At 70.7% G+C, this 25,240-nt stretch carries 23 protein-coding genes, 1 tRNA gene and 1 pseudogene; 17 read left to right on the top strand and 8 right to left on the bottom strand.

The window, feature by feature from the left end:
* Positions 1–92: 92 nt before the first annotated feature.
* The gene (locus OG607_RS27090; protein ID WP_405728667.1) at positions 93–2,816 is read left to right on the top strand and encodes a penicillin acylase family protein; all 2,724 of its coding nucleotides are present in this window, start codon (positions 93–95) and stop codon (positions 2,814–2,816) included.
* Between the two features lie 63 nt (positions 2,817–2,879).
* Here the strand turns inward: OG607_RS27090 and OG607_RS27095 are convergent, their stop codons facing one another.
* A complete protein-coding gene (locus OG607_RS27095; RefSeq protein ID WP_405728670.1) occupies positions 2,880–3,488 on the bottom strand; it encodes a 5-formyltetrahydrofolate cyclo-ligase in 609 nt (202 codons plus the stop codon).
* 80 nt (positions 3,489–3,568) lie between these two features.
* Between OG607_RS27095 and galU the strand changes: the two genes are divergently transcribed.
* The 9 genes from galU to OG607_RS27140 all read left to right on the top strand — a co-directional run bounded on the left by galU (position 3,569) and on the right by OG607_RS27140 (position 9,765).
* Positions 3,569–4,477, top strand: a complete 909-nt coding sequence (gene galU, locus OG607_RS27100) for a UTP--glucose-1-phosphate uridylyltransferase GalU (protein ID WP_405728673.1) — start codon at positions 3,569–3,571, stop codon at positions 4,475–4,477.
* Positions 4,438–5,754, top strand: coding sequence for a gephyrin-like molybdotransferase Glp (glp, locus tag OG607_RS27105; RefSeq protein WP_405737078.1), 1,317 nt, complete (start codon positions 4,438–4,440; stop codon positions 5,752–5,754). The genes galU and glp overlap by 40 nt, the downstream gene beginning before the upstream one ends.
* Before the next feature lie 71 nt (positions 5,755–5,825).
* Positions 5,826–6,254 (top strand): cyclic pyranopterin monophosphate synthase MoaC, encoded by a 429-nt coding sequence (gene moaC, locus OG607_RS27110; protein WP_405737080.1) that lies wholly within the window; start codon positions 5,826–5,828, stop codon positions 6,252–6,254.
* Between the two features lie 5 nt (positions 6,255–6,259).
* A complete protein-coding gene (locus OG607_RS27115) occupies positions 6,260–6,748 on the top strand; it encodes a molybdenum cofactor biosynthesis protein B (protein WP_405737082.1) in 489 nt (162 codons plus the stop codon).
* Entirely contained in the window at positions 6,745–7,365 is a 621-nt protein-coding gene (locus tag OG607_RS27120) for a GNAT family N-acetyltransferase (protein WP_405737083.1), read from the top strand. Before OG607_RS27115 ends, OG607_RS27120 begins: the two co-directional genes overlap by 4 nt.
* Before the next feature lie 129 nt (positions 7,366–7,494).
* Positions 7,495–8,355 (top strand): hypothetical protein, encoded by an 861-nt coding sequence (locus tag OG607_RS27125; RefSeq protein WP_405728676.1) that lies wholly within the window; start codon positions 7,495–7,497, stop codon positions 8,353–8,355.
* Positions 8,356–8,398: 43 nt separating this feature from the next.
* Positions 8,399–8,472: transfer RNA gene (locus tag OG607_RS27130), tRNA-Ala, on the top strand.
* 417 nt (positions 8,473–8,889) lie between these two features.
* Entirely contained in the window at positions 8,890–9,315 is a 426-nt protein-coding gene (locus OG607_RS27135; protein ID WP_405728679.1) for a DUF4259 domain-containing protein, read from the top strand.
* Positions 9,316–9,360: 45 nt separating this feature from the next.
* Positions 9,361–9,765, top strand: a complete 405-nt coding sequence (locus tag OG607_RS27140; protein WP_405728682.1) for a hypothetical protein — start codon at positions 9,361–9,363, stop codon at positions 9,763–9,765.
* Between the two features lie 31 nt (positions 9,766–9,796).
* Here OG607_RS27140 and OG607_RS27145 read toward each other — a convergent pair whose 3' ends face one another.
* Both OG607_RS27145 and OG607_RS27150 read right to left on the bottom strand, forming a co-directional pair.
* Positions 9,797–10,540 (bottom strand): DUF4265 domain-containing protein, encoded by a 744-nt coding sequence (locus OG607_RS27145; protein ID WP_405728685.1) that lies wholly within the window; start codon positions 10,538–10,540, stop codon positions 9,797–9,799.
* A gap of 968 nt (positions 10,541–11,508) precedes the next feature.
* Entirely contained in the window at positions 11,509–12,264 is a 756-nt protein-coding gene (locus OG607_RS27150; RefSeq protein WP_405728688.1) for a hypothetical protein, read from the bottom strand.
* A gap of 196 nt (positions 12,265–12,460) precedes the next feature.
* On the opposite strand from OG607_RS27150, the gene OG607_RS27155 reads away from it, so the two are divergent.
* Positions 12,461–13,081, top strand: a complete 621-nt coding sequence (locus OG607_RS27155; protein ID WP_405728691.1) for an RNA polymerase sigma factor — start codon at positions 12,461–12,463, stop codon at positions 13,079–13,081.
* Positions 13,078–14,151 carry a CU044_5270 family protein gene (locus OG607_RS27160; protein WP_405728694.1) on the top strand — a complete coding sequence of 358 codons (1,074 nt, stop codon included), beginning with the start codon at positions 13,078–13,080 and terminating at the stop codon, positions 14,149–14,151. The genes OG607_RS27155 and OG607_RS27160 overlap by 4 nt, the downstream gene beginning before the upstream one ends.
* A 97-nt stretch (positions 14,152–14,248) precedes the next feature.
* Here the strand turns inward: OG607_RS27160 and OG607_RS27165 are convergent, their stop codons facing one another.
* The 3 genes from OG607_RS27165 to OG607_RS27175 form a co-directional block, all read right to left on the bottom strand.
* The gene (locus OG607_RS27165) at positions 14,249–14,761 is read right to left on the bottom strand and encodes a hypothetical protein (protein WP_405728697.1); all 513 of its coding nucleotides are present in this window, start codon (positions 14,759–14,761) and stop codon (positions 14,249–14,251) included.
* Positions 14,762–14,984: 223 nt separating this feature from the next.
* Positions 14,985–15,770 carry a maleylpyruvate isomerase family mycothiol-dependent enzyme gene (locus tag OG607_RS27170; RefSeq protein ID WP_405728700.1) on the bottom strand — a complete coding sequence of 262 codons (786 nt, stop codon included), beginning with the start codon at positions 15,768–15,770 and terminating at the stop codon, positions 14,985–14,987.
* Between the two features lie 66 nt (positions 15,771–15,836).
* Positions 15,837–16,892, bottom strand: a complete 1,056-nt coding sequence (locus OG607_RS27175) for an aldo/keto reductase (RefSeq protein WP_405728703.1) — start codon at positions 16,890–16,892, stop codon at positions 15,837–15,839.
* Positions 16,893–17,007: 115 nt separating this feature from the next.
* Between OG607_RS27175 and OG607_RS27180 the strand changes: the two genes are divergently transcribed.
* On the top strand, positions 17,008–17,691 hold the full coding sequence (locus OG607_RS27180; RefSeq protein WP_405728706.1) for a hypothetical protein: 684 nt from the start codon (positions 17,008–17,010) through the stop codon (positions 17,689–17,691).
* Between the two features lie 220 nt (positions 17,692–17,911).
* Here OG607_RS27180 and OG607_RS27185 read toward each other — a convergent pair.
* Positions 17,912–18,094, bottom strand: a pseudogene (locus tag OG607_RS27185) (DUF3626 domain-containing protein); the annotation flags it as partial.
* Positions 18,095–18,228: 134 nt separating this feature from the next.
* Between OG607_RS27185 and OG607_RS27190 the strand changes: the two are divergent.
* Genes OG607_RS27190 through OG607_RS27205 form a run of 4 tightly spaced genes read left to right on the top strand, consistent with a single transcriptional unit; the run spans position 18,229 to position 24,746 of the window.
* Positions 18,229–19,221 carry a hypothetical protein gene (locus OG607_RS27190; RefSeq protein ID WP_405728709.1) on the top strand — a complete coding sequence of 331 codons (993 nt, stop codon included), beginning with the start codon at positions 18,229–18,231 and terminating at the stop codon, positions 19,219–19,221.
* Between the two features lie 43 nt (positions 19,222–19,264).
* Positions 19,265–21,112 carry an HSP90 family protein gene (locus OG607_RS27195; RefSeq protein ID WP_405728712.1) on the top strand — a complete coding sequence of 616 codons (1,848 nt, stop codon included), beginning with the start codon at positions 19,265–19,267 and terminating at the stop codon, positions 21,110–21,112.
* Entirely contained in the window at positions 21,112–24,030 is a 2,919-nt protein-coding gene (locus tag OG607_RS27200) for a hypothetical protein (RefSeq protein WP_405728715.1), read from the top strand. The genes OG607_RS27195 and OG607_RS27200 overlap by 1 nt, the downstream gene beginning before the upstream one ends.
* Positions 24,031–24,032: 2 nt before the next feature.
* Positions 24,033–24,746, top strand: coding sequence for an IMP cyclohydrolase (locus tag OG607_RS27205; RefSeq protein ID WP_405728718.1), 714 nt, complete (start codon positions 24,033–24,035; stop codon positions 24,744–24,746).
* Here the strand turns inward: OG607_RS27205 and OG607_RS27210 are convergent.
* The gene (locus OG607_RS27210; protein WP_405728721.1) at positions 24,708–25,229 is read right to left on the bottom strand and encodes an HIT family protein; all 522 of its coding nucleotides are present in this window, start codon (positions 25,227–25,229) and stop codon (positions 24,708–24,710) included. The two genes, OG607_RS27205 and OG607_RS27210, sit on opposite strands and share 39 nt — an antisense overlap.
* Positions 25,230–25,240: the final 11 nt, after the last annotated feature.

Below are 25,240 nucleotides of genomic sequence, written 5' to 3' on the forward strand. Positions count from 1 at the left end.
ACGATCTCGGTGACTCCGCGTAGGGGTGGCCCAGGCGCTACGCCTAAGGTGTGAGCCAGCAATCGGTCCACCCTGCCCCTCGAAGGACATCGATGCCCGTCAAGAAGAAGTCCCGCCGCACGCGCCTCATCGTCATCGGGTTCGTGATCCTGCTCGTGGCGGGCATCGGCTTCGGGTCGTGGTGGAGCGTCGACACCGTCCGCTCGTCCTTCCCGCAGACCACCGGCTCGCTCAAGCTCAAGGGCCTCACCAGCCCCGTCCAGGTCAAGCGCGACAGCAGCGGCGTCCCGCAGATCTACGCCGCCACCTCCGAGGACCTCTTCCGCGCCCAGGGCTTCGTCCAGGCGCAGGACCGCTTCTACGAGATGGACGTACGCCGCCACCTGACGTCCGGTCGCCTCTCCGAGATGTTCGGCAGCGGCCAGGTCGAGACCGACGCCTTCCTGCGCACGCTGGGCTGGCGCAAGATCGCGCAGCAGGAGTACGACACCCAGCTGTCGGCCAGTACGAAGAAATACCTGCAGGCCTACTCCGACGGAGTCAACGCCTACTTGGCCGACCACAGCGGCTCCTCGATCTCCGTCGAGTATGCCGCCCTGGGGTTCGTCAACGACTACAAGCCCGAGAAGTGGACCCCCGTCGACTCCGTCGCCTGGCTCAAGGCCATGGCCTGGGACCTGCGCGGCAACATGCAGGACGAGATCGACCGTTCGCTGCTCACCAGCCGGCTGAGCACCCAGCAGATCGACCAGCTGTACCCGCCCTACCCGTACAGCCGGAACCAGCCGATCGTCGACGACAGCGCCATCACCACGCAGACCACGAGCGCCACGACCACGAGCACCGCGAGCACGGCAACCACCTCCGCCGCCACCGCCGCGTCCAACGTCGAGTCCCAGCTCTCCTCGCTGTCCGACACCCTCGACGAGATCCCGGCCCTCCTCGGCCCCTCCGGCAACGGCATCGGCTCCAACTCCTGGGTCATCAAGGGCAGGTACACGACCACCGGCAAGCCACTCCTGGCCAACGACCCGCACCTGGCTCCCCAGATGCCCTCGCTCTGGTACCAGATGGGCCTGCACTGCACCACCGTCAGCAGCGCCTGCCCCTTCGACGTCAGCGGCTACACCTTCTCCGGCCTGCCCGGCGTCGTCATCGGCCACAACGCCGACATCGCCTGGGGCATGACCAACATGGGCGCCGACGTGACCGACCTCTACCTGGAGAAGGTCACCAGCGACACCTACCTCTACGACGGCAAGCAGAGGAAGTTCAGCTCTCACAAGGAGACGATCAAGGTCGCCGGCGGCGCCGACCGCACCATCACCGTACGCAGCACCAACAACGGCCCGGTGATCTCCGACCGCGACGACGAGCTGCTCAAGGTCGGCGACGAGGCCCCCGTCACCTCCTCCGCACCCGACCGCGGCGACGGCTACGCGGTCTCGCTCAGGTGGACCGCGCTCACCGCCTCCAAGACCATGGACGCCGTCTTCGAGATCGACACGGCCACCGACTGGACCAGCTTCCGCGCCGCCGCCAAGGACTTCGCCGTCCCTTCCCAGAACCTCATCTACGCGGACACCGCCGGCAACATCGGCTACCAGGCCCCCGGCCAGGTCCCCATCCGTGCCAACGGCGACGGCCGCTACCCCGCCCCCGGCTGGGACTCCAGCTACCGCTGGACGAAGTACATCCCGTACGACGAGATGCCCACCGAGTACAACCCGCCGCGCGGCTACATCGTCACCGCCAACCAGGCCGTCGTGAACGCGAGCAAGTACCCGTACCTCATCACCGAGGACTGGGGGTACGGCACGCGCAGCCAGCGGATCACCAATCTCATCAAGTCCAAGATCAACGATGGCGGTCTCATCTCCATGGACGACATGCAGGAGATGCAGAACGACAGCAGCAGCGAGATCGCCAAGCTGCTCGTGCCCATCCTCACCAAGATCGACATCAAGAACGACAAGGGCGACTACATCCGCGACGCCCAGAAGCTCCTGGAGACCTGGGACTACAACCAGGACTCCGACTCCGCCGCGGCCGCCTACTTCAACGCCGTCTGGCGCAACACCCTCAAGCTAGCCTTCGGCAACAAACTCCCCAAGGAGCTACGCCCCGAGGGCCAGTGCCTCACCGTCCCCGCCACCGACCAGTCCGGCCCCGTGGACGACCTCGACGGCAAGTCGAAGCTCGTACGCGAATGCGGCGAGCGAGCCGCCGACCAGGCCCAGCCGGACGGCGGTGACCGCTGGTTCGAGGTCGTCCGCGACATCCTCAACGACAAGACCAGCGACTGGTGGGTCACCTCCCCCACCGCCTTCTACGACAAGAACAGCGACAAGCCCCGCACCACCCGCGACCAGCTCCTCGCCGAGGCCATGAAGGACGCCCGCTACGAGCTCACCTCCAAGCTCGGCAAGGACATCGACTCCTGGAGCTGGGGCCGCCTCCACAAGCTCAACCTCAAGAACCAGACGCTCGGCACCTCCGGCCCCACCCTCGTCAGATGGCTCCTCAACCGCGGCCCCTGGAATGTCGGCGGCGGCGAGGCGGCCGTCAACGCCACCGGCTGGAACGCGGCCGGCGGCTACGACGTGGTCTGGGTGCCGTCCATGCGGATGGTCGTCTCCCTGGCCGACTTCGACAAGTCCCGCTGGATCAACCTCACAGGTGCGTCCGGGCACGCCTACAACGCGCACTATTCCGACCAGACGACGAGATGGGCCAAGGGCGAGCTGCTGCCCTGGGCGTTTTCCGCGAAGGCGGTCACGGCGTCGACGTCCGACACGCTCGCGCTGACGCCATAGGGGCGGGGCGGGGCGGGAAGGGGTGAGGGGCTTCCGGGACGGACCCCCTCACCCCTCGCCCCCTCACCCCCGCCCCGCCGCACGGGGGAAGCGCCGCACCCCCTCCGGTGTCACGACCGCGTCCACCGCCCGGTCGTGCGCCTCCGCCGGCACCGCGTCGACGACCTCGTTCGCGTACAGCAGTACGACCCGGGCAGCCGCCGCCCCCGCGCCCTCCAGCCGCCCGAGAACCCGGTCGTACGATCCCCCGCCGCGCCCGAGCCGCATCCCGCGCGCGTCCACGGCCAGCCCGGGCAGCAGCACCACGTCCGCCGAGGTCACCGCATCGACCCCCAGGCGTTCGCCACCCGGCTCGTAGAGCCCCCGCTCGGTCCGGGTCAGGTCCGAGGCCCCCGCGTACGCCCCCCAGTCCAGATCATTGTCGGACAAAAGGACCGGAAGCAGCACCCGCACCCCTCGCCCGTGCAGTGCGTCCAGCAGCGCCCGCGTCCCCGGCTCGCTCCCGAAGGACACATAGGCCGCCACCGTCCCGGCACCGGCCAGTTCCGCCATCTCCATGGCGGAACGCGCGATGCCCTGCTCGGCCGCCTGCCGCTCATCGGCCGTCAACCTCCGCCTCACCCGGAGGAGATCTGCCCGCAATGTTGCCTTGCTATCGTGGTTACCACTCATTTGGCGCACAATCGCCGCCTATCGCCATTAATCAACGGGAACTTCATCTTCCCCTCATACGCAGGCGTTAAGGTCAGTGCATGACTCACGCGCGTACCCGGATCAGCAAGGCTGTCATCCCCGCCGCGGGCCTCGGCACCCGCTTCCTGCCCGCCACGAAGGCGACGCCGAAGGAAATGCTGCCGGTCGTCGACAAGCCGGCCATCCAGTACGTGGTGGAGGAGGCCGTGTCGGCCGGGCTCTCCGATGTGCTCATGATCACCGGCCGCAACAAGCGCCCGCTGGAAGACCACTTCGACCGCAATTACGAGCTGGAGCAGGCCCTCACCCGCAAGGGCGACGAGTCCCGCCTCGCCAAGGTCCAGGAGTCCAGCGACCTCGCGACCATGCACTACGTACGCCAGGGCGACCCGCGCGGTCTCGGCCACGCCGTGCTCTGCGCGGAGCCGCATGTCGGGGACCAGCCCTTCGCGGTGCTGCTCGGCGACGACCTGATCGACCCCCGTGACCCGCTCCTCGCCCGCATGGTCGAGGTCCAGGAGGAGCACGGCGGCAGTGTGATCGCCCTCATGGAGGTCGACCCGAGCCAGATCCACCTCTACGGCTCCGCGGCCATAGTGCCCACCGCCGACCAGGATGTGGTGCGGATCACCGACCTGGTCGAGAAGCCGGCCGCCGGCGAGGCCCCGTCCTCGTACGCGGTGATCGGCCGCTACGTACTGGACCCGGCCATCTTCGGGGTGCTGAGCAAGACCCAGCCCGGCCGCGGCGGCGAGATCCAGCTGACCGACGGGCTGCGCGAACTGGCGCAGGAGGGCGGCCCGGACGGGCCGGTGCACGGGGTGGTGTTCAAGGGCCGCCGCTATGACACCGGTGACCGGGGCGACTACCTGCGTGCGATTGTCCGACTGGCATGCGAACGTGATGACCTGGGACCGGACTTCCGGACCTGGCTGCGCGCGTATGTCACCGAGGAGATGCAAGCTTGATCTGGTCAGTGTCCGAGCACCTCGACAACATCCTGCGGCAGCTGAGCCCGCTCGATCCGATCGAGTTGCAACTCCTCGACGCCCAGGGGTGTGTCCTTGTCGAGGATGTGACCGTCCCCACCGCGCTGCCGCCCTTCGAGAACAGCTCGATGGACGGCTACGCGGTCCGTACCACCGACACCGAGGGCGCCACCGACGAGCACCCGGCCGTCCTCACCGTCATCGGTGACGTGGCGGCCGGCGCCGGCGAGCTCCCCACCGTCGGCCCCGGCGAGGCCGCCCGCATCATGACCGGCGCCCCGCTGCCGCCCGGCGCCGAGGCCGTCGTCCCGGTCGAATGGACCGACGGCGGCACCGGCGCCCCCGGCCCGGCCGACGCGATGCGCGCCGCCAGCACCGCCCCGATCCTGGCCGGCGCCGAGGTCCGGGTCCACCGCCCGGTCGCCCCCGGCCAGTACGTACGCGCCCGGGGCAGCGATGTCGGCGCCGGCGAGCTGGCACTGGCGGCCGGCACGGTCCTCGGGGCGCCGCAGATCGCCCTGCTCGCCGCCATCGGCCGGGCCAATGTGAGGGTGCGGCCGCGCCCCCGCGTCGTCGTCATGTCCACCGGCAGCGAACTCGTCCCGCCCGGCGAGGAGCTGGCCCCGGGCACCATCCACGACTCCAACAGCTACATGCTCACCGCCGCCGCCCGCGACGCCGGGGCCATCGCCTACCGCGTCGGGGCCGTCGTCGACGAGGCCGAGACGCTGCGCGTCACCATCGCGGACCAGCTGATCCGCGCCGACCTCCTCGTCACCACCGGCGGCGTCAGCGTCGGCGCGTACGACGTCGTCAAGGAGGCCCTCGGCGACCAGATCGACTTCCGTACGCTCGCCATGCAGCCCGGCAAGCCCCAGGGCTTCGGCTTCGTAGGCGGCGGCGAGGACGAGGGCGCCCGCACCCCGCTGCTCGCCCTCCCCGGCAACCCGGTCAGCTCCTATGTCTCCTTCGAGCTCTTCGTACGCCCCGCCATCCGCACCCTCATGGGCATCGAGCCGGTCCACCGCCCAGCCGTGCGCGCCGTGTGCGTGGGCGGCGTCGCCTCGTCCCCCAAGGGCAAGCGGCAGTTCCTGCGCGGCCGCCACGACCCGGCCGCCTCCACCGTCACCCCTGTGGGCGGATCCGGATCGCACCTGGTCAAGGCCCTGGCCCACGCGAACGCCCTGATCGTCGTCCCCGAGGACACCACCGAGGTCGCCGACGGCGCCGAGGTCGACGTGGTGCTGCTGGACTGAGCCGGTACGGTGGCCCGGTGAACGAGCAGCAGTCACACCTCACGCACATCGACGAGGCCGGTGCCGCCCGCATGGTCGACGTCTCCGCCAAGGACGTCACCGCCCGCACCGCCCGCGCCACCGGCCGGGTCCTCGTCTCGCCGCGCGTCATCGACCTGCTGCGCGGCGAGGGGGTCCCCAAGGGCGACGCCCTCGCCACCGCCCGTATCGCCGGCATCATGGGCGCCAAGCGCACGTCCGACCTGATCCCCCTCTGCCACCCGCTGGCCGTGTCGGGCGTGAAGCTGGACCTCTCCGTGGCCGACGACGCGGTCGAGATCGCGGCGACCGTCAAAACGACCGACCGCACGGGCGTGGAGATGGAAGCCCTGACCGCCGTCACCGTCGCCGCCCTCACCGTCATCGACATGGTCAAGGCCGTCGACAAGGCCGCCGTCATCACCGACGTACGGGTCGAGGAGAAGACCGGCGGCAAATCCGGCGACTGGAGCCGCGCGTGAGAGCGATGAAGGCCCTCGCGATCACCGCCTCCAACCGCGCGTCCGCCGGCGTCTACGAGGACCGTGGCGGCCCCCTGGTCGTGGCCGCCCTCGCGGAGCTGGGCTTCGCGGTGGACGGCCCGAAGGTGGTCCCCGACGGCGAACCGGTCGCGGAGACGCTGCGGCAAGCGGTATCGGACTCGTACGACCTCGTCATCACCACCGGAGGTACCGGCATCTCGCCCACCGACCGCACCCCCGAGGCCACCCGGGCCGTCCTGGACTACGAGATCCCCGGCATTCCCGAGGCGATCCGCGCGTACGGGCGCGACAAGGTCCCGACGGCGGCCCTCTCGCGTGGCGTCGCGGGGGTCGCCGGGCGCACGCTGGTGGTGAACCTTCCCGGATCCACCGGTGGCGTCAAGGACGGCCTGGCCGTCCTGGCCCCCATCCTCACCCACGCCGTCGACCAGATCCGGGGCGGCGACCACCCTATGTCTGGGAGACCAAGCTGAACGGGTCCTGGCCGGCCGAGCTGGCGGACGGCGACATCCTCCTCCGCCCCATAAAGCTGCGCGACCAGCGCGCCTGGCGCGAGGTCAACCGCCGCAACCGCGAATGGCTGCGCCCCTGGGAGGCCACCGTGCCCCCCGCCCCGCCGGGCCATCTCGCCCAGCGCCCCACCTACCGCCAGATGGTCCGCCACCTGCGCTCCGAGGCCCACGCAGGCCGCATGTTGCCGTTCGTCATCGAGTACCAGGGCCGCCTCGCCGGCCAGCTCACCGTCGCCGGCATCACCTGGGGCTCCATGTGCTCCGCCCACATCGGCTACTGGGTCGACGAGGCCGTCGCCGGGCGCGGTGTCATGCCCACCGCCGTCGCTCTCGCCACCGACCACTGTTTCCGCCACGTCGGCCTGCACCGCATCGAGGTCTGCATCCGCCCCGAGAACGGCCCCAGCCGCCGCGTCGTCGAGAAACTCGGATTCCGCGAAGAGGGCCTGCGCCCCCGCTATCTCCATATCGACGGTGGCTGGCGCGACCACCTGGTCTTCGCCCTCACGGCGGAGGAAGTGCCCGAGGGTCTCCTCACCCGCTGGCACCAGGCCAGACGCGACACCCCGCAGAAATGAAATGCGCGTTCGAATAACTATGCATCCCCGACCGCAATCACAAAAAAATTTCGGCGTATCAGCCAGATCGTGCGACACACCGCGCCAAATTGCGTATGGCCCAGCGCCTGTCCCCCTACCGTGTGAAGCGTGAACGGCAGCGGCCTCATCTACGCAGTCATCGTCGGGGCCTGGGCTGCCTACTTGGTGCCGATGTGGCTCCGTAGGCAGGACGAGCTCAACGAGGCCCGTCCGACGGAACGCTTCAGCACCGCCATCCGGCTCCTGTCCGGACGCGCGGCGCTGGAGCGGAAGTACGCCAAGGCGCGCGACGACGACGAAGACGACGAAGTACCGGCGGAACCCGAACCGGCAGCGGAAGCAGAACCGGTCGACGTCCGCGGCCTCGCCGTGCCCGCAACCGAGATCAAACCCCAGGCGAAGCCCAAGCCAGCCCCCAAGCCCGCCCCCAAGTCGGCTCTCAAGCCGGCCAACCCCCGGGCGAAGGTCCTGGCCCGCCGCCGCCGCACCACGATCCTGCTCTTCCTCGCCTTCACCGCCGGCACCATCGTCGCCGCCGTCGGCGGCCTCGCCCTGCTCTGGGCCCCCGCCGTCCCCGCGCTCCTCCTCACCCTCTACATCGCCCACCTCCGCGCCCAGGAGCGCCACCGCTACGAGGTCAAGCTCGACCAGCGCCGCGCCGCCGAAGCCGCCCAGCGCCTCCGCGACCGCCCCGCCCGCACCCCGGAACCCGCCCCGGCACCCGCCCCCGTCCCGGAGCAGCCCGCCGCCGCCGACCGCCGCGCCCTCGTCGAGCAGACCGACCACGCCGAATGGGTCGACCAGCAGCGCTCCCCCTCCGAGGACACCTGGGAAGTCCCCGCCCCCCGCCCCACCTTCGCCACCGCCCCCGTAACCCCCCGCCGCCCCCGCGACCGCTCCGCCCCCCGCGGCACCCCCCTCTTCGACCAGTACTCCGACCCCGACCGCCCCCGCGCCGCCAACGAGTGACCATGGCACCCTGCTCGGGATGCTAAAGTTTTCCTCGTTGCAAGGGCCTGTGGCGCAGTCCGGTAGCGCACCTCGTTCGCATCGAGGGGGTCAGGGGTTCGAATCCCCTCAGGTCCACAACATCAGGATCCCGTCCGATCTGATTGATCGGGCGGGATCTCGGCGTTTCCGGGGTCTGTTCGAGGTGGTGTCGGTGTAGGCGCGGTCGGCCGCCGGCAGCCCTGCCGGGAAGCCGAACGGGACGAGCTGGGCGAGGGAGTGGACCGCGTTCGGGCCGACGCGTTTGCCCGGGGTGTCCCAGACGAGGCCGAGAGCGAGCTGCGGATGTCGGCTGACACGTTCACCGGTCTGCCGTGGCCGGTGGGGTGTCGTGGGATCCCGGGGGCGACCGCAGATACCCCCAATCGACCGCACGCGTTCGCCTTGCGCTCATCATCCTTCGATGGAGGACCACCCCGTCCGTGCCGTAGGCGCGACCGCTGTCAGTGGCTCCTGTCAGGATGCCCCAGTCACACCACGATGCAGGAGAGACGTATGGGCACCTGGGACGTTGGCCCCTTCGACAACGACACCGCAGCGGACTTCTGCGGCGACCTCGATGAGGCAGAGACAGGCGAACGCGAGAGCATCATCCATGACACCCTCACTCGCGTGATCGGCATGGCGGGCTACCTCGAAACGCCCGAATCCGAAGAAGCCGTTGCCGCAGCCGCCCTCGTCGCCGCGCAGTGTGCCGGGGGTGACTCTGTCGATACTGTCTACGGGCCGGAAGAGCCCCTCCCCGACGTCACCGGCCTGCGCGACCTCGCTCTCCAGGCACTCGACCGAGTCATGACCGAGCCGTCCGAGCTGATGGACCTCTGGGCCGAATCGGATGGCGGCCCCTGGCACGCAACGATCAACCGGCTGCAGAACTCGCTACGGCCGCAGCCTCCGGGAGAGCAGCTCCAGTTGAGCTGACCTCACCCACGGCACCGTCGCTAGTTCCCTACCTGGAAGGTCCGCATGAGCTGGGATGTTCTTCTTCTTCGTCTGCCCGACGACGTCTCATCCGTGCAGGAGATGGCCGACGACTACACCCCGCCCCCACTCGGCCGCCGGCAAGACGTACTCGCGGCCGTGAGCCAGGCCGCCCCCGAAGCCGATCTCTCGGACCCCACCTGGGGCGAACTGCTCGGCTCCACCTGGTCCATGGAACTCAACATCGGCTCAAAGGACCCCGTGGACTCGATCATGCTCCACATCCGGGGATCCGGCGACGACGTACTCACGACCGTCTTCCGCCTCGCCGAAGCTCTGAGCTGCAAGGTCCTCGATTGTTCCGAAGGCGACCTGATCACTTCACGGCAGCCGTCGGGCTGGCACGCCTTCCAGCAGTACCGCGACCGCGTGCTCCGGCCTCATCACTGAGGGCTGGGGCGCGAGGGGACACGGCTGCCCATCAAGCTTGAGCGGCGGCTTGCCAGGCGGCAGTGACACAGCCTTCCTCCCAGTGCCACCATCCCTCTGCCTCACCATGTTCCAGGAGCTTGTGGATCCGAGGCAGGTCCGCCTCCGGCGGGACATCCAAAGCCACCATCCGATACTGCTCGATACCCTCACCGGTCGTGCCGAGGGCATGGAAGATTTTCAGCACGCTCTGTCGGGCAGCGGCTGAGCCGTCGTCCTTCAACACGATCAGCCGGATCGTGCAGTTCTCCGACGCTTGGACTGTCTCTCCTGCCCAACGGACGCCTTCATCGTCGATCTCCACGCGGATGATGTCGCCGCTGGCGACTCCGCGGACGAACCAGGGAGTGTTGTCCAACCGCACCGTTCCATCGCCAAGATCCACCGACCACAGGCTCTCGACGCTCGCCGGCGGCCAGCCGTCCTCGTCTGTTTCCATCCGGAAGTGGACCTTCACGTGGCCGTCGCTGCCGTCGCTGATGCTCGTCACCGAACCATCATCCACACCGCGCAAGCCGGACCCACGTGGCCCATTGCTCTGGTGCTCGCCGTTACCGTCGAAGCTTCGCCAGGGGATGCCGAGCGGGCCGAGCGGGCGCAGTGCGCTGCGGCATTGCGCGCCGATCCAGACCTGGACTTTGGCCTCGTCCCAGCCGGGTGTGACACAGACGACCAGGCCAGGGGCGATCAGGAACTCCGTCGGTGCGACAGGCGACAGGAACGCCCGCAGGGGCACGCTCTGGAGACGGTCATTGCGGCTTCGTACAGCGAGAACTGCAAGAGGAACCTGCTCAGCGGCTCCTGTTCGGGCACAAGGCTCCCAGGGGATCGGCCAGGTCCAGCCGCCCTGGCACTCGACGCCAAAGACAAGGAACTCCGCGTTGCTGTCTGGGCGCACCTCACTGATCGGCTCGATCCGGTTATGGCCGCCGAGGATGGCCGGGCGCTGCCCGGCCAGGCGGTAGAAGCCCGCTCCGCCACCCTCATGTACGCTCCTCCCACTCTGAGGACCATCACAAGATCCGCACGTTCAACCGGGGGCACGCCGTGGATGAGGAAACGTGGATCATAGGCTCGACCATCCTCGCGATCGGGGCCGTGCTGCTCTCGCTGGGCGGAGCAGTCAGTCTGGCGCGCTGGTGGTGGAGACGCCGCAGACCGGTCGCAGAATCGCGCCCCCGGACCCGTGCGGAGTGGCCGCCACTCCTCTTGGGGACAGCGCTCACCGCGAAAGGTTCACTCGGTGACCCCCTCCCTCTCCCGGAGCTGATCGGGGTGTTCGTCGCCATGGCGATGGCCGGCCTGGCATTGGCCAGCATGATCATGCTCGTCCGTATACCGATCGTCCTGATCGGTCGAGGCATCCGGCTCAGGCGCGAGGCGAACAGACCCGACCATGGACCACGGGCGGGGTACTGACCTGTCTTGCCCACAGACTCTCGTGACTCCGGAGCCGGTGCAGTACAGCAGCGAAGTACAGCAACCACGATGACCGCAGCCGACCGTCACCAACTGTCAGCAGCCGACTGACCAGCCGAGGAGACCTCAGCGACCGTCCCGCCCGTAGTTCGCATCGAGGGGGTCAGGGGTTCGAATCCCCTCAGGTCCACAGCAGCTCAGAGCCCCTGGCGGGGAAACCCGCCGGGGGCTATTTGGTGCCGTACAGCAGGGCGCTTTTCTCCGCTCCACCAGCCGCGTTCAGGCCTACAACTCCCGGTCTCCTTGCCAGATGACTGACGTCAGAGCGGCCAGGCCGCCGTTTGCCAGGCCTTTGTAGGTCACTGTCCGGGCGGGGCCGAGATCGTGTGCGACTTGTCTCGCCAGGTCCATTCCCTCCTGGAACAGCCGCTGCCACTCGGAGTCGTACTTGCCGTCCTCCCGGTCCCGGATGTCCAGGTTCAATGTGGTGTCGATCCCGTCTGCCCACGCGTACAGGCCGGCGACTAGGCCGTCGGGCAGGTGCAGGGCAGCGGCCGGATCATCGGGGAAGAAGTCCCCGAATCCGTCGGAGCGCAGCGGACCGAACTTGTATTCACCTTCGACAGTGATGTGTACCGGGTGCGGCGGTGTGCCGTGGCTGTCGCGTTCCCAGTGCAGCCGGTCGCAGCCCCAGCACACCCACTTCGATGTCCTGTGGCGTTCGTCCCAGTAGCGCACGGCCCATGACGGCCCGAGATGCCTGGCCAGTCGCTGGGCAGCCGCAAGGCCCTGTTTGACGTGCTTACGCAGGTCCGGGCGGGAGGCGAAACCGCCTGGCGGCCGGGACAGCGACCAAGAGCGCAGCGCGGCGGCCAGGTCTTCCGGCAAGTCCAGCCAGGAGTCCTCCAGCGGAATGCTGAGGGTGAAGGAATCGATGCCCTCGTACGGCCAACCCTCGTACAGCGTGTACAAGGGTGACGGCTCGTGCCGGGCCTGTACGAGCAGGTGGCACGGTTCTTCGAAGGCCATGCGGATCTCCACGTAGGGCGGACACCAGCGACTCTAGCCGGAGTGCCAGGCAGCAGCATGGGCCGCGCTGTGACTCAGCCCACAGGAACCCCGCGTCAGCTGCGGAGAGACAGATGGTGTGAAGCACATGGGAGGACAGTCAGGGCAACCGGGAAGGCCCGGGTGGGCGGGCCAGGCGGAGGGGGATGGGGAGGCTGGGCCGGATGGAATGCGGGAGCGGGTGCGGGCGGGGGATCGGGATGCCTTCGGGTGGTTGTTCGACCGGTATGCGAAGGCGGTCTACAACCATGCGTACCGGCTCACCGGAGACCGGTCGGCGGCGGAGGAGGTGCTGTCGGAGACCTTTCTTGTGGCGTGGCGTACCCGCGAGAGGGTGGGGGAGGGGACCGGTTCGCTGCGGCCGTGGTTGCTCGGGATCGCCACCAACAAGGCGCGCAACCACCGGCGTGGGGTCGGCCGCCTCCTCGCGCACCTGGCCGGACAGCGGGGGCCGGAGGAAGTCGAGGACTTCGCCGAGGCGTCGGCGGCGCGGATGGATGATGCGCGGGAACTCGACGCCGTACGCAGGGCATGGGGCCGCTTGCGGCACAAGGAGCGGGAGGTGCTCGCGCTCCGGGTGTGGAGCGGACTCGACTACGCGCAGGCGGCGGCCGCGCTCGGCGTGCCGGTGGGTACGGTGCGCTCCCGGCTGTCCAGAGCCCGTACCCGGCTGCGTGATCTGACCCAGGAGCAGCTCGCGGAACAGCGGCGGGAACTGCCGGGGGCCCGCGGAGAGGTAACTGGCAGGGCGGCATTCGCTGCCCGGCCCATCGAGAAGGAAGCCCGATGACCGCCACAGGCAATGACGGCCGCGACGAGAGTGCGGACCACGATCTTGTTCGGCTGCTGCCGCATCTGGCCGACAGGGACTTCCCGCTGAGCCGCCACCTCCACCACCGGGAAGTCCTGATGAACCTGATCGACAACGAGACCGACGTGTCCGACGAGACCGACGTGGCCGCCATCGCCAGGCCGCCTCGGCCGCGCCTTCTGCGCCCGGCCTTCCTGGTGCCGGTCACGGCGCTGGCGCTGGCCGGGGCGCTGGCCGCGGGCCTGGCCGTCCGGGGCGCGGGGGATGCCGGCTCCCGCCGGGGAACGACACAACAGGCCCGGCAGAGCGTCGTGTTGCTCGACCGGATCGCCAACGCGGCTCTGGCGACCGACACCGAAGCGGTGAAGGACGACCAGTTCGTCTATGTCATGAGCAAGGGCCGGGGCGCAGACGAGACAAGTGGCAAGGCCGTGACCGGCCCTCTCACGGAGCGGGAGATCTGGCGCTCACAGCGGCAGGGCCCGGTCAAGCGCCTCGGACTCATCCGGGAGGACGGCGAGACACTGCCCATCAACGCCGATCTGTCGGACAGTGTGCGGGGACGCGGCACTCCGGCGGGTATCAACCGGCCCACCTACCGCTGGCTCGCCTCGCTGCCGACCGACCCCGACGCGCTGCTGACGTACCTTTACGCCAGGACTCCGAAGACGGACGGCCAGGAGCGCGACCAAGTGGTGTTCGACCAGATCGGTGCCCTGATCGCGGAGCAGATCATGCCGCCCGAGAACGCCGCCGCCCTCTACAAGGCAGCTGCCAGGATCCCCGGAGTCACCGAGGCCCCGGACGCGGTGGATGCGATCGGCCGACGCGGCATCGGCATCGCCCGCGATGACACCACGTACCCGGAGCGCTCGGAGTGGGTGTTCGATGCCACCGATCTCAGCTACCTGGGCTCTCGTACCTACCTGACCGAGGACACCTCCCTCGGCAAGGCCGGCACTCTGCTCTCCAGCGATGCCGTGCTTCGGCGGGCGGTGGTGGACAAGGCCGGCGAGCGGCCCACCGCCGCGGAGTCGTCGGCGAGTTGAGGCCTCGGGCCGGGGAAAGCAGCGGATCCCGCCCGGTCTTCGATCGGGCGGGATCCGCTCGTTTCGCGCTCACGAGCGACCTGGGCCGGGATGCGGGCTACGGCACGAACTCCTGTCCGGACCAGACGCTGCCGCCGCGCCAGGCGGCGCCGTCCCAGACGAAGGAGCGGGCCATGGTTCCGTACCAGCCGGCGCCGCAGGAGGCGGATCCGCCGTAGTTGAGGGCCTGGCTGGGGCCGTAGGGGCCGCCGGTGTCGCCGCCGCTGATCCCGGTGGGGCCGTACTTCCAGTCGGTGCTGCGGCAGACGGTCCAGGCGGTGCCGTTCCACTTGAAGACGTCGAGGCGGACGGCGGCCCTGGTGGTGGTCAGGCCGGTGCCGCATCCGGCGCGCAGCGCGTAGGTGTCGGCGTACGCGAGGTTGCCGGAGAAGGCACCGGGCCGGGCGTGGTCGATGCCCGCGGTTCCCTGGACGCACAGGGCGGCGCCGTTGTAGACGGTGGCGCGGGTGTTCCAGGTCCAGGCGTAGGCCGGCTGATTCAGCGTCAGCGCGAAGAGGAAGGCGATGACCGCGGCGAGCGCGGCTTTGAGAACGAGGCGGGATTTTGCCATGACCTCTCCAATCACGGGTGGCCTGCGGCTCGGGAGGAGCGGGGGCAGGCCGCCGTTTGTGGGGGAGTGATGTGGCGGCAATTCAGTGTCGGTTCAGCCGGATGAGTACTGCAACCGGGAGCTGTTACGGTCGGTGACCGGGTGCTTTCGTGGGGTTTCGGCGGGCGGGCTGGCCTCGGTGTTCGTGGCCGGGTTTTTTGCCTTGGCGGGCGCCCATAGGTGTCTACGGCGCGGTGAACAGGGTGGGGAAGCCGGCCGCGAGCCAGGGTTTACGGCCCCAGGTGAGGATCTTGCCGCGGGCGACGGCACGGGTGGTGGTGCAGCGGCCCAGGGCGAGGAGGAAGAAGGTGACGGGCTCGGCGACGATCGTGCAGTCGGGGCGGCGCGGGAGCCCGGGGGTCACGGAGACTGCGCCGTCGGTGAAGGTGACGGCGAAGCGGGAGCCGCCGCGGACCCGGAGGTCGTAGCAGGCGCCGTGGCCGGCGGCGGTGCGGGGGTTGACGACGCGGGGCATCGCGGTGGTGAGGAAGGGCAGGGTCAGGTCGACGCTGTGGCGGTCGATCATGTGCGGCTGCTTCAGGGCGACGGCGATGTCGTAGCCGTGGCCGAGCATGTGGGTCAGGAGGTAGGAGCCGAGGGTCTCCAGGTCCATGGGGCCGAGCGGGGTCAGCGTCGGCTCGCCGGCAGGGCGCGGGGCGGCGACGTCGGTGAAGGCCCGGGCGTGGCGGACGATGCCGTCGGCGAGGACGGACGGGTCGCGCTCGGTGAAAGCGGCCAGGGAGGCCGCGTTGGCGGCGGCGAGACTGTCCGGGGTGCCGTCGCCGTAGGGCCGGTCCTGGCCGGCGGCGAGGGCGGCCATCAGCTCGTTGGCCAGGACGAGGTGGGCTGCGGCCTCTCCGACGGTCCACTCGGCGCCGGGGATGCACACGGAGGCGTCCGTGCAGGTGCGGAGCAGGGCGGCTATCCGCTCGGCGACGGTGCCGATGGATTCGGGGAGGGTCGGGGCCATGAGTGAGGAGCCTGGACCAAGCGGGCGCTTATGTCCAGGGTCCAGGGCCCGCGGTCCCGTGACCTTTCAGCCGGCGGCGGCCCGGTCCGCGAGCGGGCGGCGGCGCTGGGCGGTGTCGGCGAGCGCGGGCGGGCGCCAGGCCCCGTCCGGCTGGTAGAGGTTGGTGCCGGGCGGCACGATCTCGTCGATCCGGTCCAGGGCCGCGTCGTCGAGGACGAGAGGGGCGGCTTTCAGCAGCCCTTCGAGCTGGTCCATGGTCCGGGGGCCGGTGATCACCGAGGTGACGGCGGGATGCGCCACGGGGAACGCGACGGCCAGTTCGGGGAGCGAGCAGCCGAGGTCGGCGGCGAGCTCGGTGAGCTGTTCGACGGTGTCGAGCTTGGCGGCGTTCACGGGGATCGCGGGATCGAAACGGGCGGGGGTGAGGGCGGCGCGGCCGGTGGAGAGGTCGACGGGCCGGTCCTTGCGGTACCTGCCGGTGAGAAAGCCCGAGGCGAGCGGGCTCCAGGTGAGCACGCCCATGCCGTAGCGGCGGGCAACCGGGAGGACGGAGGTCTCGATGCCGCGCGCCAGGAGCGAGTAGGGGGACTGCTCGGTCCGGAAGCGCTGCAGGCCGCGGCGCTCGGCCACGTGGTGCGCCTCGACGATCTCCTCAGGGGGGAAGGTCGAGCAGCCGAAGGCGCGGATCTTCCCCTCGCGGACCAGGTCGCCCAGTACGGAGAGGGTCTCCTCGACGTCGGTGGTGTGGTCGGGGCGGTGCACCTGGTAGAGGTCGATCCAGTCGGTGCCGAGGCGCTTGAGGCTCTCCTCGACCGCGGTGAGTATCCAGCGGCGGGAGTTGCCGCTGCGGTTACGGCCCTCGCCCATCTGGAAGTGGACCTTGGTGGCGAGCACGACGTCGTCGCGGCGGCCGCCGCGCAGCGCCTTGCCCACGATCTCCTCGGACTCACCGGCGGAGTACATGTCCGCCGTGTCGACGAAGTTGATCCCCTGGTCGAGGGCGGCGTGGATGATGCGTACGCAGTCGGCGTGGTCCGGGTTGCCGACCGCGCCGAACATCATGGTCCCGAGGCAGTGCACACTCACTTCGATACCGGTGCCACCGAGGGTGCGGTAACGCATGGCGGGCTCCCCTGCTGGGTTGTCGTGGGTCTGGCTGACTGCCCACCGCACTGTAGGAGTTGGAGTCCGCTATAAGGCAAGTGGACAAGAGGGCAGGACAGGGAGATCGGTCGACATGAACGTCGTTGTGCGTGAGCCCGCGGTCCCGGCGTGGCAGCGGCCCACCGAGGGGGAGAATCGCTGGCAGGGGGCACTCGCGATCGCCCTCATCACCGGCGTACAGCTCGCGGAGCCCGAACGGCTCGCCCTGCGCCCCCACTGGCTGCTGCCCGCGCTGGAGCTGGCCATGCTGGCGTTCCTGCTCCTGATCAACCCGACGAGGATCAACCGGGAATCCGCACCGCTGCGGGCCGTTTCCCTCGGTCTGGCCGGGGTGATCAGCCTGGCCAACGCGTGGTCGCTGGTGCTGCTCATCCACGGCCTGGTCACCGGCACCGAAGGCCGGACAGCCGGTCCGCTGCTCTTCGCCGGGGCGGCGATCTGGGGCGCCAATATCGTTGTCTTCGCCCTCTGGTACTGGGAGTTCGACCGCGGCGGCCCCGTCGCGCGGGCCCACGCTCACCAGCCCAACCCCGACTTCCTCTTCCCCCAGATGCAGACACCCGACCTGGTCAGCGGCGAGTGGGAGCCCGCCTTCTTCGACTACCTGTACGTCTCCTACACCAACGCCACCGCCTTCAGCCCCACCGACACCATGCCGATGTCGCGCTGGGCCAAGCTGCTGATGCTCATGCAGTCCGCGATCTCACTGGTCACGGTCGGTCTCGTCGTCGCCCGCGCGGTCAACATCCTGCGCTGAACGGTCGCCGGTGCGGTGGCCGCGAACGTTGGCCGGGTTGCGCAGCCCGCCGGCTGCGCTTGTCCTCAATCGCCGGACGGGCTGAATTCAGCGCCCCCAGCCACCGCTGGGAGGCGCCCCGGTCCGGCGACCGGTCATAGCGCCCGGGCGCAGTAGCCGACGAGCCGTGGCTCCGCCTCTGTACCCCGGAAGCTCAGGTCCAGCACCAGCGCCTCCAAATCGCACCGGCCGCCGCGCGCCGGAAGTTCAGCGCGCCGTAGACGGGCCGTTGGCGGGCGGGAGCGCTGTCGTACGCACCACCGAAGACGCGGCTCTCCCAGCGCCACCGGTCGCCGCCGGGGTGAGCGGTCAGGCCGCCGTTGCTCGTGCCGGTGACGAACTGGGAGTGGTGGACGCCGTCCTCGGGGCTGTTCACGGAGGGGAAGGTCGCTACCGGGTGAGGCCGGGTGGCTGGGCGGTGCTTGTCAGTGGGGGGCGGCATGATATTCATCAAACCGGGGTTGGGCGTGGGCTGTGTGGGCCTGGAGGGGGGATGTCATGGCATTGGGTGGCTTGCTGAAGCGGCTGGCGCCGAAGCCGGCGGTGCGGCTGGATCCGACGTTCGGGGATCCGGTGATCGGGGAGTTGCGCGAGGCGGCGAAGGCCGGGGGGTCGGCGCCGGGCGGGGGGTGGCCGGTCATCCGGGAGCGGCTGGAGGCGGTGCCGGACGGGCAGGGGCGGACGCGGCTGCTGGCCGGGTTCGACGATGTGGCCGGCGTCGAGGTGTGGATCCAGGACGTCGTCAAGGCGGAACCGGAGTCGGCACTGGCGTTGCTGGTGGCGGGGGCGCGGCAGGTGTCGTGGGCGTGGGAGGCACGGACCTCGGCGCGGGCCCAGCATGTGTCGCGGGAGCAGTTCAAGGTGTTCCACGAACGGCTGAGGGTCGCGGAGGACTGGCTGTACGAGGTGGCGGAGCGGGAGCCGGAGTGGGTGGCGCCCTGGTACTACCTTCAGATCAGCGGGCGCGGGTTGCAGGTGGGGCAGGAGATCGCGCGGTTGCGCTTCGAGGCGTCCGTACGCCGGGATCCGTGGCATCTGGGGGCGCACAAGCAGCAGTTGCAGCAGGTCTGCGCCAAGTGGAGCGGCTCCCACGAGCAGATGCACGCGTTCGCGCGGGAGAGCATGCTGGCGGCGCCGGAGGGCAGTTCGCTGGGTGAGCTGGTGGCGCTGGCGCACCTGGAGCACTGGCTGGACCTGGAGTCGGGGGAGGATGCCCGGTATGTGATCCAGGACCATGTGGCGGAGCAGCTGCACGAGGCGGCGGACCGCTCGGTGCGGCATCCGGACTACGCCCGCGACGGCAGGCCGCCGGGCTGGGTCCACACGTACAACACCTTCGCGATGGCGTTCTCCCTCGCGCAGGAGAAGCAGGCGGCGGCGGAGATGTTCGCCGAGATCGGCGGAACGGTCACCGAGTTCCCGTGGAGCTACCTGAACGGCAGCGATCCGACTGTGCCCTTCCGCCAATTCCGATCCAAGTACGCGCGCTGACCGCCGACCTGACGTGACCTGACCTGACTCCAGAGGCATTTTCGTGACCCAGCAAGCCCAGCAAACCCAGCCCGGCACGGCTCACACGTTCCAGGTCGACCTGCGCGGACTGGTCGACCTGCTCTCCCACCACCTCTACTCCAGCCCGCGCGTCTACCTGCGCGAGCTGCTGCAGAACGCCGTGGACGCGATCACCGCGAGGCAGGCCGTACAGCCCGGTGCCCCGGCCCGGATCACCGTGCGCACCGGCGGCGCGCTCACCATCACCGACACCGGTATCGGCCTCAGCGAGGCCGACGTGCACAGCTTCCTCGCCACCATCGGCCGCAGCTCCAAGCGGGCCGCCGAGGGCGAACTGGAGGCGGCGCGCGGAGACTTCATCGGCCAGTTCGGCATCGGGCTGCTCGCCTGCTTCGTCGTGGCCGACGAGATCACCGTCCTCAGCCGGCACGCGGCCACCTCCGGCGCGCCCGCCGTGGAATGGCGGGGCCGCTCCGACGGCAGCTACACCATCCGTACGCTGCCGGCCGACGCCAAGCCCGAGCCGGGCACCACCGTGACGCTGACCCCCCGCCCGGACGCGGCCCAGTGGACCGCCCCCGACCAGGTCACCGAGCTGGCCCGGCACTACGGCGGCCTGCTGCGCCACGAGGTCACCGTGGTCGGCCCGAGGGGCGACGAGAACCGGGTCAACGACGCCCCGCCGTGGGAGCGCAAGCACGGCTCGCCGCTGGCCCGCCGGGAGGCGCTGGCCGAGCACTGCCGTACGACGTTCGGCTTCACACCGCTGGACACGATCGACCTCGACCTGCCGGTGGCGGGGCTGCGCGGAGTGGCGTACGTGCTGCCCACCGCCGTCAGCCCGTCGGAGCGGGCCGGGCACCGCGTGCACCTCAAGGGCATGCTGCTGTCCGACAAGGCGACGGAGCTGCTGCCCGAGTGGGCCTTCTTCGTACGGTGCGTCGTGGACTCCACGAGTCTGCGCCCGACCGCCTCGCGCGAGGCGCTGTACGAGGACGAGACGCTGGCCGGCATCCGTGACGCCCTCGGCGCGCGCATCCGGGACTGGCTCACCGGCCTGGCCGCCAGCGACCCGGACCTGCTGCACCGGTTCATCGACAGCCACCACCTCGCGGTCAAGGCGCTGGCCCGCTACGACGACGAGCTGCTGCGGATGCTGCTGCCGTGGCTGCCGTTCGAGACCACCGACGGCAATGTCACGCTGGAGGAGTTCGCCCGCACCCACCGCACGGTCCTGGTCACCCGCAGCGTCGAGGAGTTCCGGCAGGTCGCGCCGATCGCGGCGGCCGCCGGACTCGGCGTCGTCAACGGCGGCTACACCTACGACCGGGACCTGGTGCACCGGCTGCCCGAGATCCGCCCCGGCACCACCGTCACCGACCTGGACCCGGCCACGGTCACCGCGCACCTGGACTCGGTCGACCCGTCCGCCGAGCTGGCCGCCGCCGGCTTCCTCGCCGTCGCGCGCGAGGTCATCGGCGGGTACGACTGCGATGTCGTCCTGCGCACCTTCCAGCCCGTCACCGCCCCCGCGCTGCTGCTGGACAACCGCGAGGCCCGCCACGAGCGGACCCGCGCCGACCTGGCCGGCAGCAGCGACGGGCTGTGGGCGGACATCCTCGGCTCCCTGCGGGCCGAGACACCCCGCGCGCAGCTGGTCCTCAACCACCTCAACCCGCTGGTGCGCCGCGCCACCACGATCACCGAGCGCGGGCTGGCCGTCACCACCGCCGAGGCGCTGTACGGGCAGGCGCTGCTGATGTCCCGCCGCCCGCTGCGGGCGGCGGAGAGCGCGCTGCTCAACCGGGCCTTCATCGGCCTGCTCACCCACGCCATGCACGAGTCCCACGAGTCCGCCGAGGAGGCGTGATGCTGGAGACCCCGGACGAGGTGTTCGAGGCCCTGCGCGAGAACCACCAGCGTCCCTACGGACTGCAGCGCACCGTGACCGCCGAGGAACTGGCCGAGGCGGCGGAGCAGTTCGAGGAGCCGGACGCCCTCGTGACAGCTCTGCTGGAGCTGATGGAGGCGTACGAGTACACCGGCGAGCACCGCAAGTCACCGGTCGTCTTCGCCCGGCTGCTGAAGGTGTGGGACGACAAGCCCGGCGCCTTCAGCGAATGGGAGGCCGGGCAGGTCTTCTGGCGCTTCAAGTGGGTGACCACCTCCCTGCTGCAGGTGCCCGAGGTCCCGCTGGCCGCGATCCAGGGTTGGGCCGGCCAGATGAGCGAGCGGTACCGCGAAGCCGGATACGGCATGCAGCCGGTGGCCGCCATGCGCCACCGCATCGCCGCGCACACCGGGTCCGGTCAGCTGCCGGCGTACGACCTGTGGGTCACCCGGCCCCGGGAGCGCATGAGCGACTGCGAGGCCTGCGAGACCCGGCACCGGGCCGTGCACCACGTCCGCGCGGGCGACGACAAGCGCGCCCTCGACGTCTGGGCACCGGTCCTCGGCGGCGGCCAGAGCTGTTCGGAGGAGCCGTACGTCAGCCAGGCACAGGCGCTGCTGCCACTGCTGCGCCTCGGCCGCACCGACGAGGCCCGCTCGCACCACCTGGTGGGCTACCGCTTCGCCCGGGGCAAGACCGGCATGGCCGAAGAGGTCGGCCTGCACATCGAGTTCTGCGCTCTGTCCCGCAACGAGGGCCGGGGGCTGGAGATCCTCGCGGAGAACCGCGCGCTCTTCGGCGTCGCAGGCGCCCCGCTCGCGCTGCTGGAATTCCTCACCGGGGTCCAGGTGCTGCTGGGCCGCCTTGTCGAGGACGGTTACGCCACGGCCGCCGTCGCCGGACCGCTGGGGCGCGGCTGGACCGCCGAAACCCTGCTGGCCCAGGTCAGCGGCGAGGCGGACACCCTGGCGGCGGCCTTCGACGCGCGCAACGGCACCACCGCCGTCGGCGACCGCCGCCGCGCACGGCTGTCGCGGTCCCCGTTGCTGGCCGAGCCGCTGCAGCTCGGCCTGCGCACGGCGCCGGCGGTCGCCCCCGCGGTCGCCCCGGCCCCCGTCCCGCAGGACACCGCGGGCACCCAGGACATACCCGGGGACTTCTCGGCCCTGGTGGCCCGGGCCCGGCAGCTGGACGCCGACGGCCACCCCGGTGACGCCGTGCTGTGGGCGCGGATCGCCGAGCGCATCGCCGCCGAGGACCATGTGCACGATCCCGAACTCGGCCCGGAGGACGAGCTGCTGGCCGAGCTCGCCAGGGAACGTGCCTTCACCGCGTACGAGGACGAGCGCTGGGCGGACGGCAGGGCCGCCATGGCCGAAGCCGCCGAGCTGTTCGAACGGGCCGGCCTGCCCTGGGGCGTGCTCGTGGCCCGGGCCCGTATCGCCTCGCTCCCCTCCGCCGGGGGCGCGCTGGACCCTGGCGCCTGGGCGGAGCTGGACGCGGTTCTGGCCGAGGCCGAAGAGCTGCTGGACGAGACCGACGCCGACAGCCGCCGCCACTACCTCACGGTGCTCCAGTGCCGGACCTTCGCCGCGCGCGCCGAGGTCATCACGGAGATGGAGGAACTGCCGGAGGTCTCGGCGCCGGTGCGCGAGCGGTTCGAGTCCCTCACTGCGGTCTCCATGGCCGAGGCGGCCCGGCTGGACGTCCCCCAGCAGGTCGCCACCACGCGTACGTACGCCGCGGATCTCGCCGCCCGCAGCGGACGGCTCGACGAGGCGGCGGCGGAACTGCGCACCGTCCTCGGCATCTTCGAGACGCTGGACACGCCTTGGCGGGCCCAGCGCGCGGAGGCACTGCTCGGCCAGGTCCTGCTCCAGCAGGGCCACCACGAGGAGGCGATGGAGCTGCTGCGCCGGGCGATGGCCCACGCGGCCCGGTTCGGCGACCCCCACTTCCCGGTCGCGCGCACCCACGCGCTCCTCGCCCATGCCTCCTCCCACACCGGCGACCTGGCCGGCGCCATCCGGCACCTGTCCGAGGCCGCCGCCCGCTTCGACCGGGACGGCAACGACAACGGCGCTGCCGAGACCCGCCTCGAACTCGCGGACATCCTCGCCCGCTCCGGGCAGCAGGCCGACTCCGTCGCCGTCCTGGAATCCCTGGTCACGGAGGAGGCCTCGGCCGCCCTGGACGACCGGATCCTCGCCCAGGCCCGGCTCAGCCTGGCCCGAGGCCTGCGTGAACTGGACGAACACCGCGCCTCTGCGGAGCAGTTCCTGCTCCTCGCCGACGCCGTCGCCGACTGGGACGAGCAGGTCGTTCACACCCTCGCCGCCGCCGAAGCCGCGGTCGCCCTCGCCCGCAGCGACCGCTGGGACACCGCCCGCGCCGCCTACGACCGCGCGGTCGCCTCCCACGCCAAGGGCCCCAACCCCGGCCCCGTCGGCGAGATGATGCGTCAGTTCGCGGCGCTCACCATGGCCGCCGAAGGCCCCGAGGGCCTCGACACCGCCCTCACCCACCTCGCCGACGCCGACGCCCTCCTCGCCGCCGTCCCCTCCGACCTCGACGGCTTCGCCCACTGGTACGAAGCCGGCTCCATCCACTACCAGCGCGCCCGCGCCCTCGCCTCCGCCGAGCGCTTCCCCGAAGCCCTCGCCGAAATGGAACGCGCGATCTCCACCCACGACACCGGCGGCCCCGACGGGGAGTCCCCCCGCGCCGAAGCCGTCCGCGTCGCCGCCCTCATCGAGGCCAACGGCCTCGACTCCCCGGACGCGGCCATCGCCAGGCTCACCCCCGCCGTCACCCGCTGCGAGGATGCGGGCCTCGCTCACGCGGCGAAGATCCTCGCGAACCTGCGCGGCGATCTGCTCTCCCGCCGCGAGGAATGACCGTGGAGACGGTGGCCGACGTCCTTTCCGGCAACCCCTATCCGGGGCGCGGCGTCCTGTGGGCAAGGACGCTCGGTGGCACGCTGTGCGGGGCGTACTTCCTGACGGGGCGCAGCGCGGCGTCCCGCGGGCGGACGCTGACGCTGCGGCGTGGGGCGGGGGAGATCGTCGTGTCGCCGACCGATGAGACCGCGCATGATCCCTTGCGGCACTACGTCGCCGCGCGCGAGCGGGGCGGCTGGCTCGTTTACGGCAACGGCGAGCAGGTGGCGACCGTGGCGGACCGCCTGGAGGACGGGCGGGCTCCGGCGGCTGCGCTGGACGGGCTGGAGTACGAGCCCGATCCGCCGATCTTCACGCCCCGCATCACCGTGGCCGTTGATCTGCGCACGGGCGCGGCCTGGCTCGGCGCCGCCCGCCGCAGCGCGGGCGGCCGGGCCGCGGCCGACGTGATGACGCTCGCCGTACGGGACCTCGCACCCGGCGATGTCGTGCTGATGACCACGTACCGCTCCAACGGCAAGCAGGTCGCCACCGGCGAACCCTTCACCGAGGCCCGTACGGAGGCCACGGACCGGCAGGGGCTGCTGGCGGAGGTATGGGACTCGCTCACGCCGCAACTGCGGGTCGCGGCAACGGCGTTCGACGCGGGCGTGCTCGCGGACGCGGCGATCCGGCTAGCGGGCGCGGGCGAGGGCGGCGATCGCCTCGCGTAGCCGGGCCGCCATGGCGGCGGCTTCCTGGGTGGTCGGTTGCAGGTACCCGTTCTCGGTCATCAGCGCGTGGTACTGCTGCTGCCCGTACGGGACGCCGGGCGGAAGGCCGGCGATGTGCCAGTGCAGGTGGGCATTGCCTTGCTGGCTGCCGAGGGAGAGCAGATAGGTGCGCTCGGGTTCCAGGACGGCTTCCACGGCGAGAGCCACTGTGCGCACGACCAGCATCGTCCGGGTGTAGGCGGCCTCGTCGAGGTCGCGGACGACGTGTTCGAGGTGAGCCTTGGGGGCGACGAGGACTTTGCCGGGGAGGGTGGGCCAGCGGTCGAGGAAGGCGATGTGGTGCTCGTCCTCGTAGACGGTCTCGTGGCGGAAGTCCGGGTGTCCGGAGAGGAAGGCGCAGACGAAGCAGGGGCCGCTACGAGCGCGGGCCTCGTAGGCCTCAAGGTCCATGGGGTGGCGGGTCATCGGCGTGTCATCGGTCACGCGAACTCCTG

The sequence above is a fragment of the Streptomyces sp. NBC_01537 genome (genome assembly GCF_045040445.1).
Lineage (GTDB): Bacteria > Actinomycetota > Actinomycetes > Streptomycetales > Streptomycetaceae > Actinacidiphila.

Coding starts and splice junctions, on each gene's coding strand:
- OG607_RS27090 (WP_405728667.1), top strand. CDS start 93: ATGCCCGTCAAGAAGAAGTCCCGCCGCACGCGCCTCATCGTCATCGGG.
- OG607_RS27095 (WP_405728670.1), bottom strand. CDS start 3,488: ATGAGTGGTAACCACGATAGCAAGGCAACATTGCGGGCAGATCTCCTC.
- galU (WP_405728673.1), top strand. CDS start 3,569: ATGACTCACGCGCGTACCCGGATCAGCAAGGCTGTCATCCCCGCCGCG.
- moaC (WP_405737080.1), top strand. CDS start 5,826: ATGGTCGACGTCTCCGCCAAGGACGTCACCGCCCGCACCGCCCGCGCC.
- OG607_RS27115 (WP_405737082.1), top strand. CDS start 6,260: ATGAAGGCCCTCGCGATCACCGCCTCCAACCGCGCGTCCGCCGGCGTC.
- OG607_RS27135 (WP_405728679.1), top strand. CDS start 8,890: ATGGGCACCTGGGACGTTGGCCCCTTCGACAACGACACCGCAGCGGAC.
- OG607_RS27140 (WP_405728682.1), top strand. CDS start 9,361: ATGAGCTGGGATGTTCTTCTTCTTCGTCTGCCCGACGACGTCTCATCC.
- OG607_RS27155 (WP_405728691.1), top strand. CDS start 12,461: ATGCGGGAGCGGGTGCGGGCGGGGGATCGGGATGCCTTCGGGTGGTTG.
- OG607_RS27160 (WP_405728694.1), top strand. CDS start 13,078: ATGACCGCCACAGGCAATGACGGCCGCGACGAGAGTGCGGACCACGAT.
- OG607_RS27165 (WP_405728697.1), bottom strand. CDS start 14,761: ATGGCAAAATCCCGCCTCGTTCTCAAAGCCGCGCTCGCCGCGGTCATC.
- OG607_RS27170 (WP_405728700.1), bottom strand. CDS start 15,770: ATGGCCCCGACCCTCCCCGAATCCATCGGCACCGTCGCCGAGCGGATA.
- OG607_RS27175 (WP_405728703.1), bottom strand. CDS start 16,892: ATGCGTTACCGCACCCTCGGTGGCACCGGTATCGAAGTGAGTGTGCAC.
- OG607_RS27180 (WP_405728706.1), top strand. CDS start 17,008: ATGAACGTCGTTGTGCGTGAGCCCGCGGTCCCGGCGTGGCAGCGGCCC.
- OG607_RS27190 (WP_405728709.1), top strand. CDS start 18,229: ATGGCATTGGGTGGCTTGCTGAAGCGGCTGGCGCCGAAGCCGGCGGTG.
- OG607_RS27200 (WP_405728715.1), top strand. CDS start 21,112: ATGCTGGAGACCCCGGACGAGGTGTTCGAGGCCCTGCGCGAGAACCAC.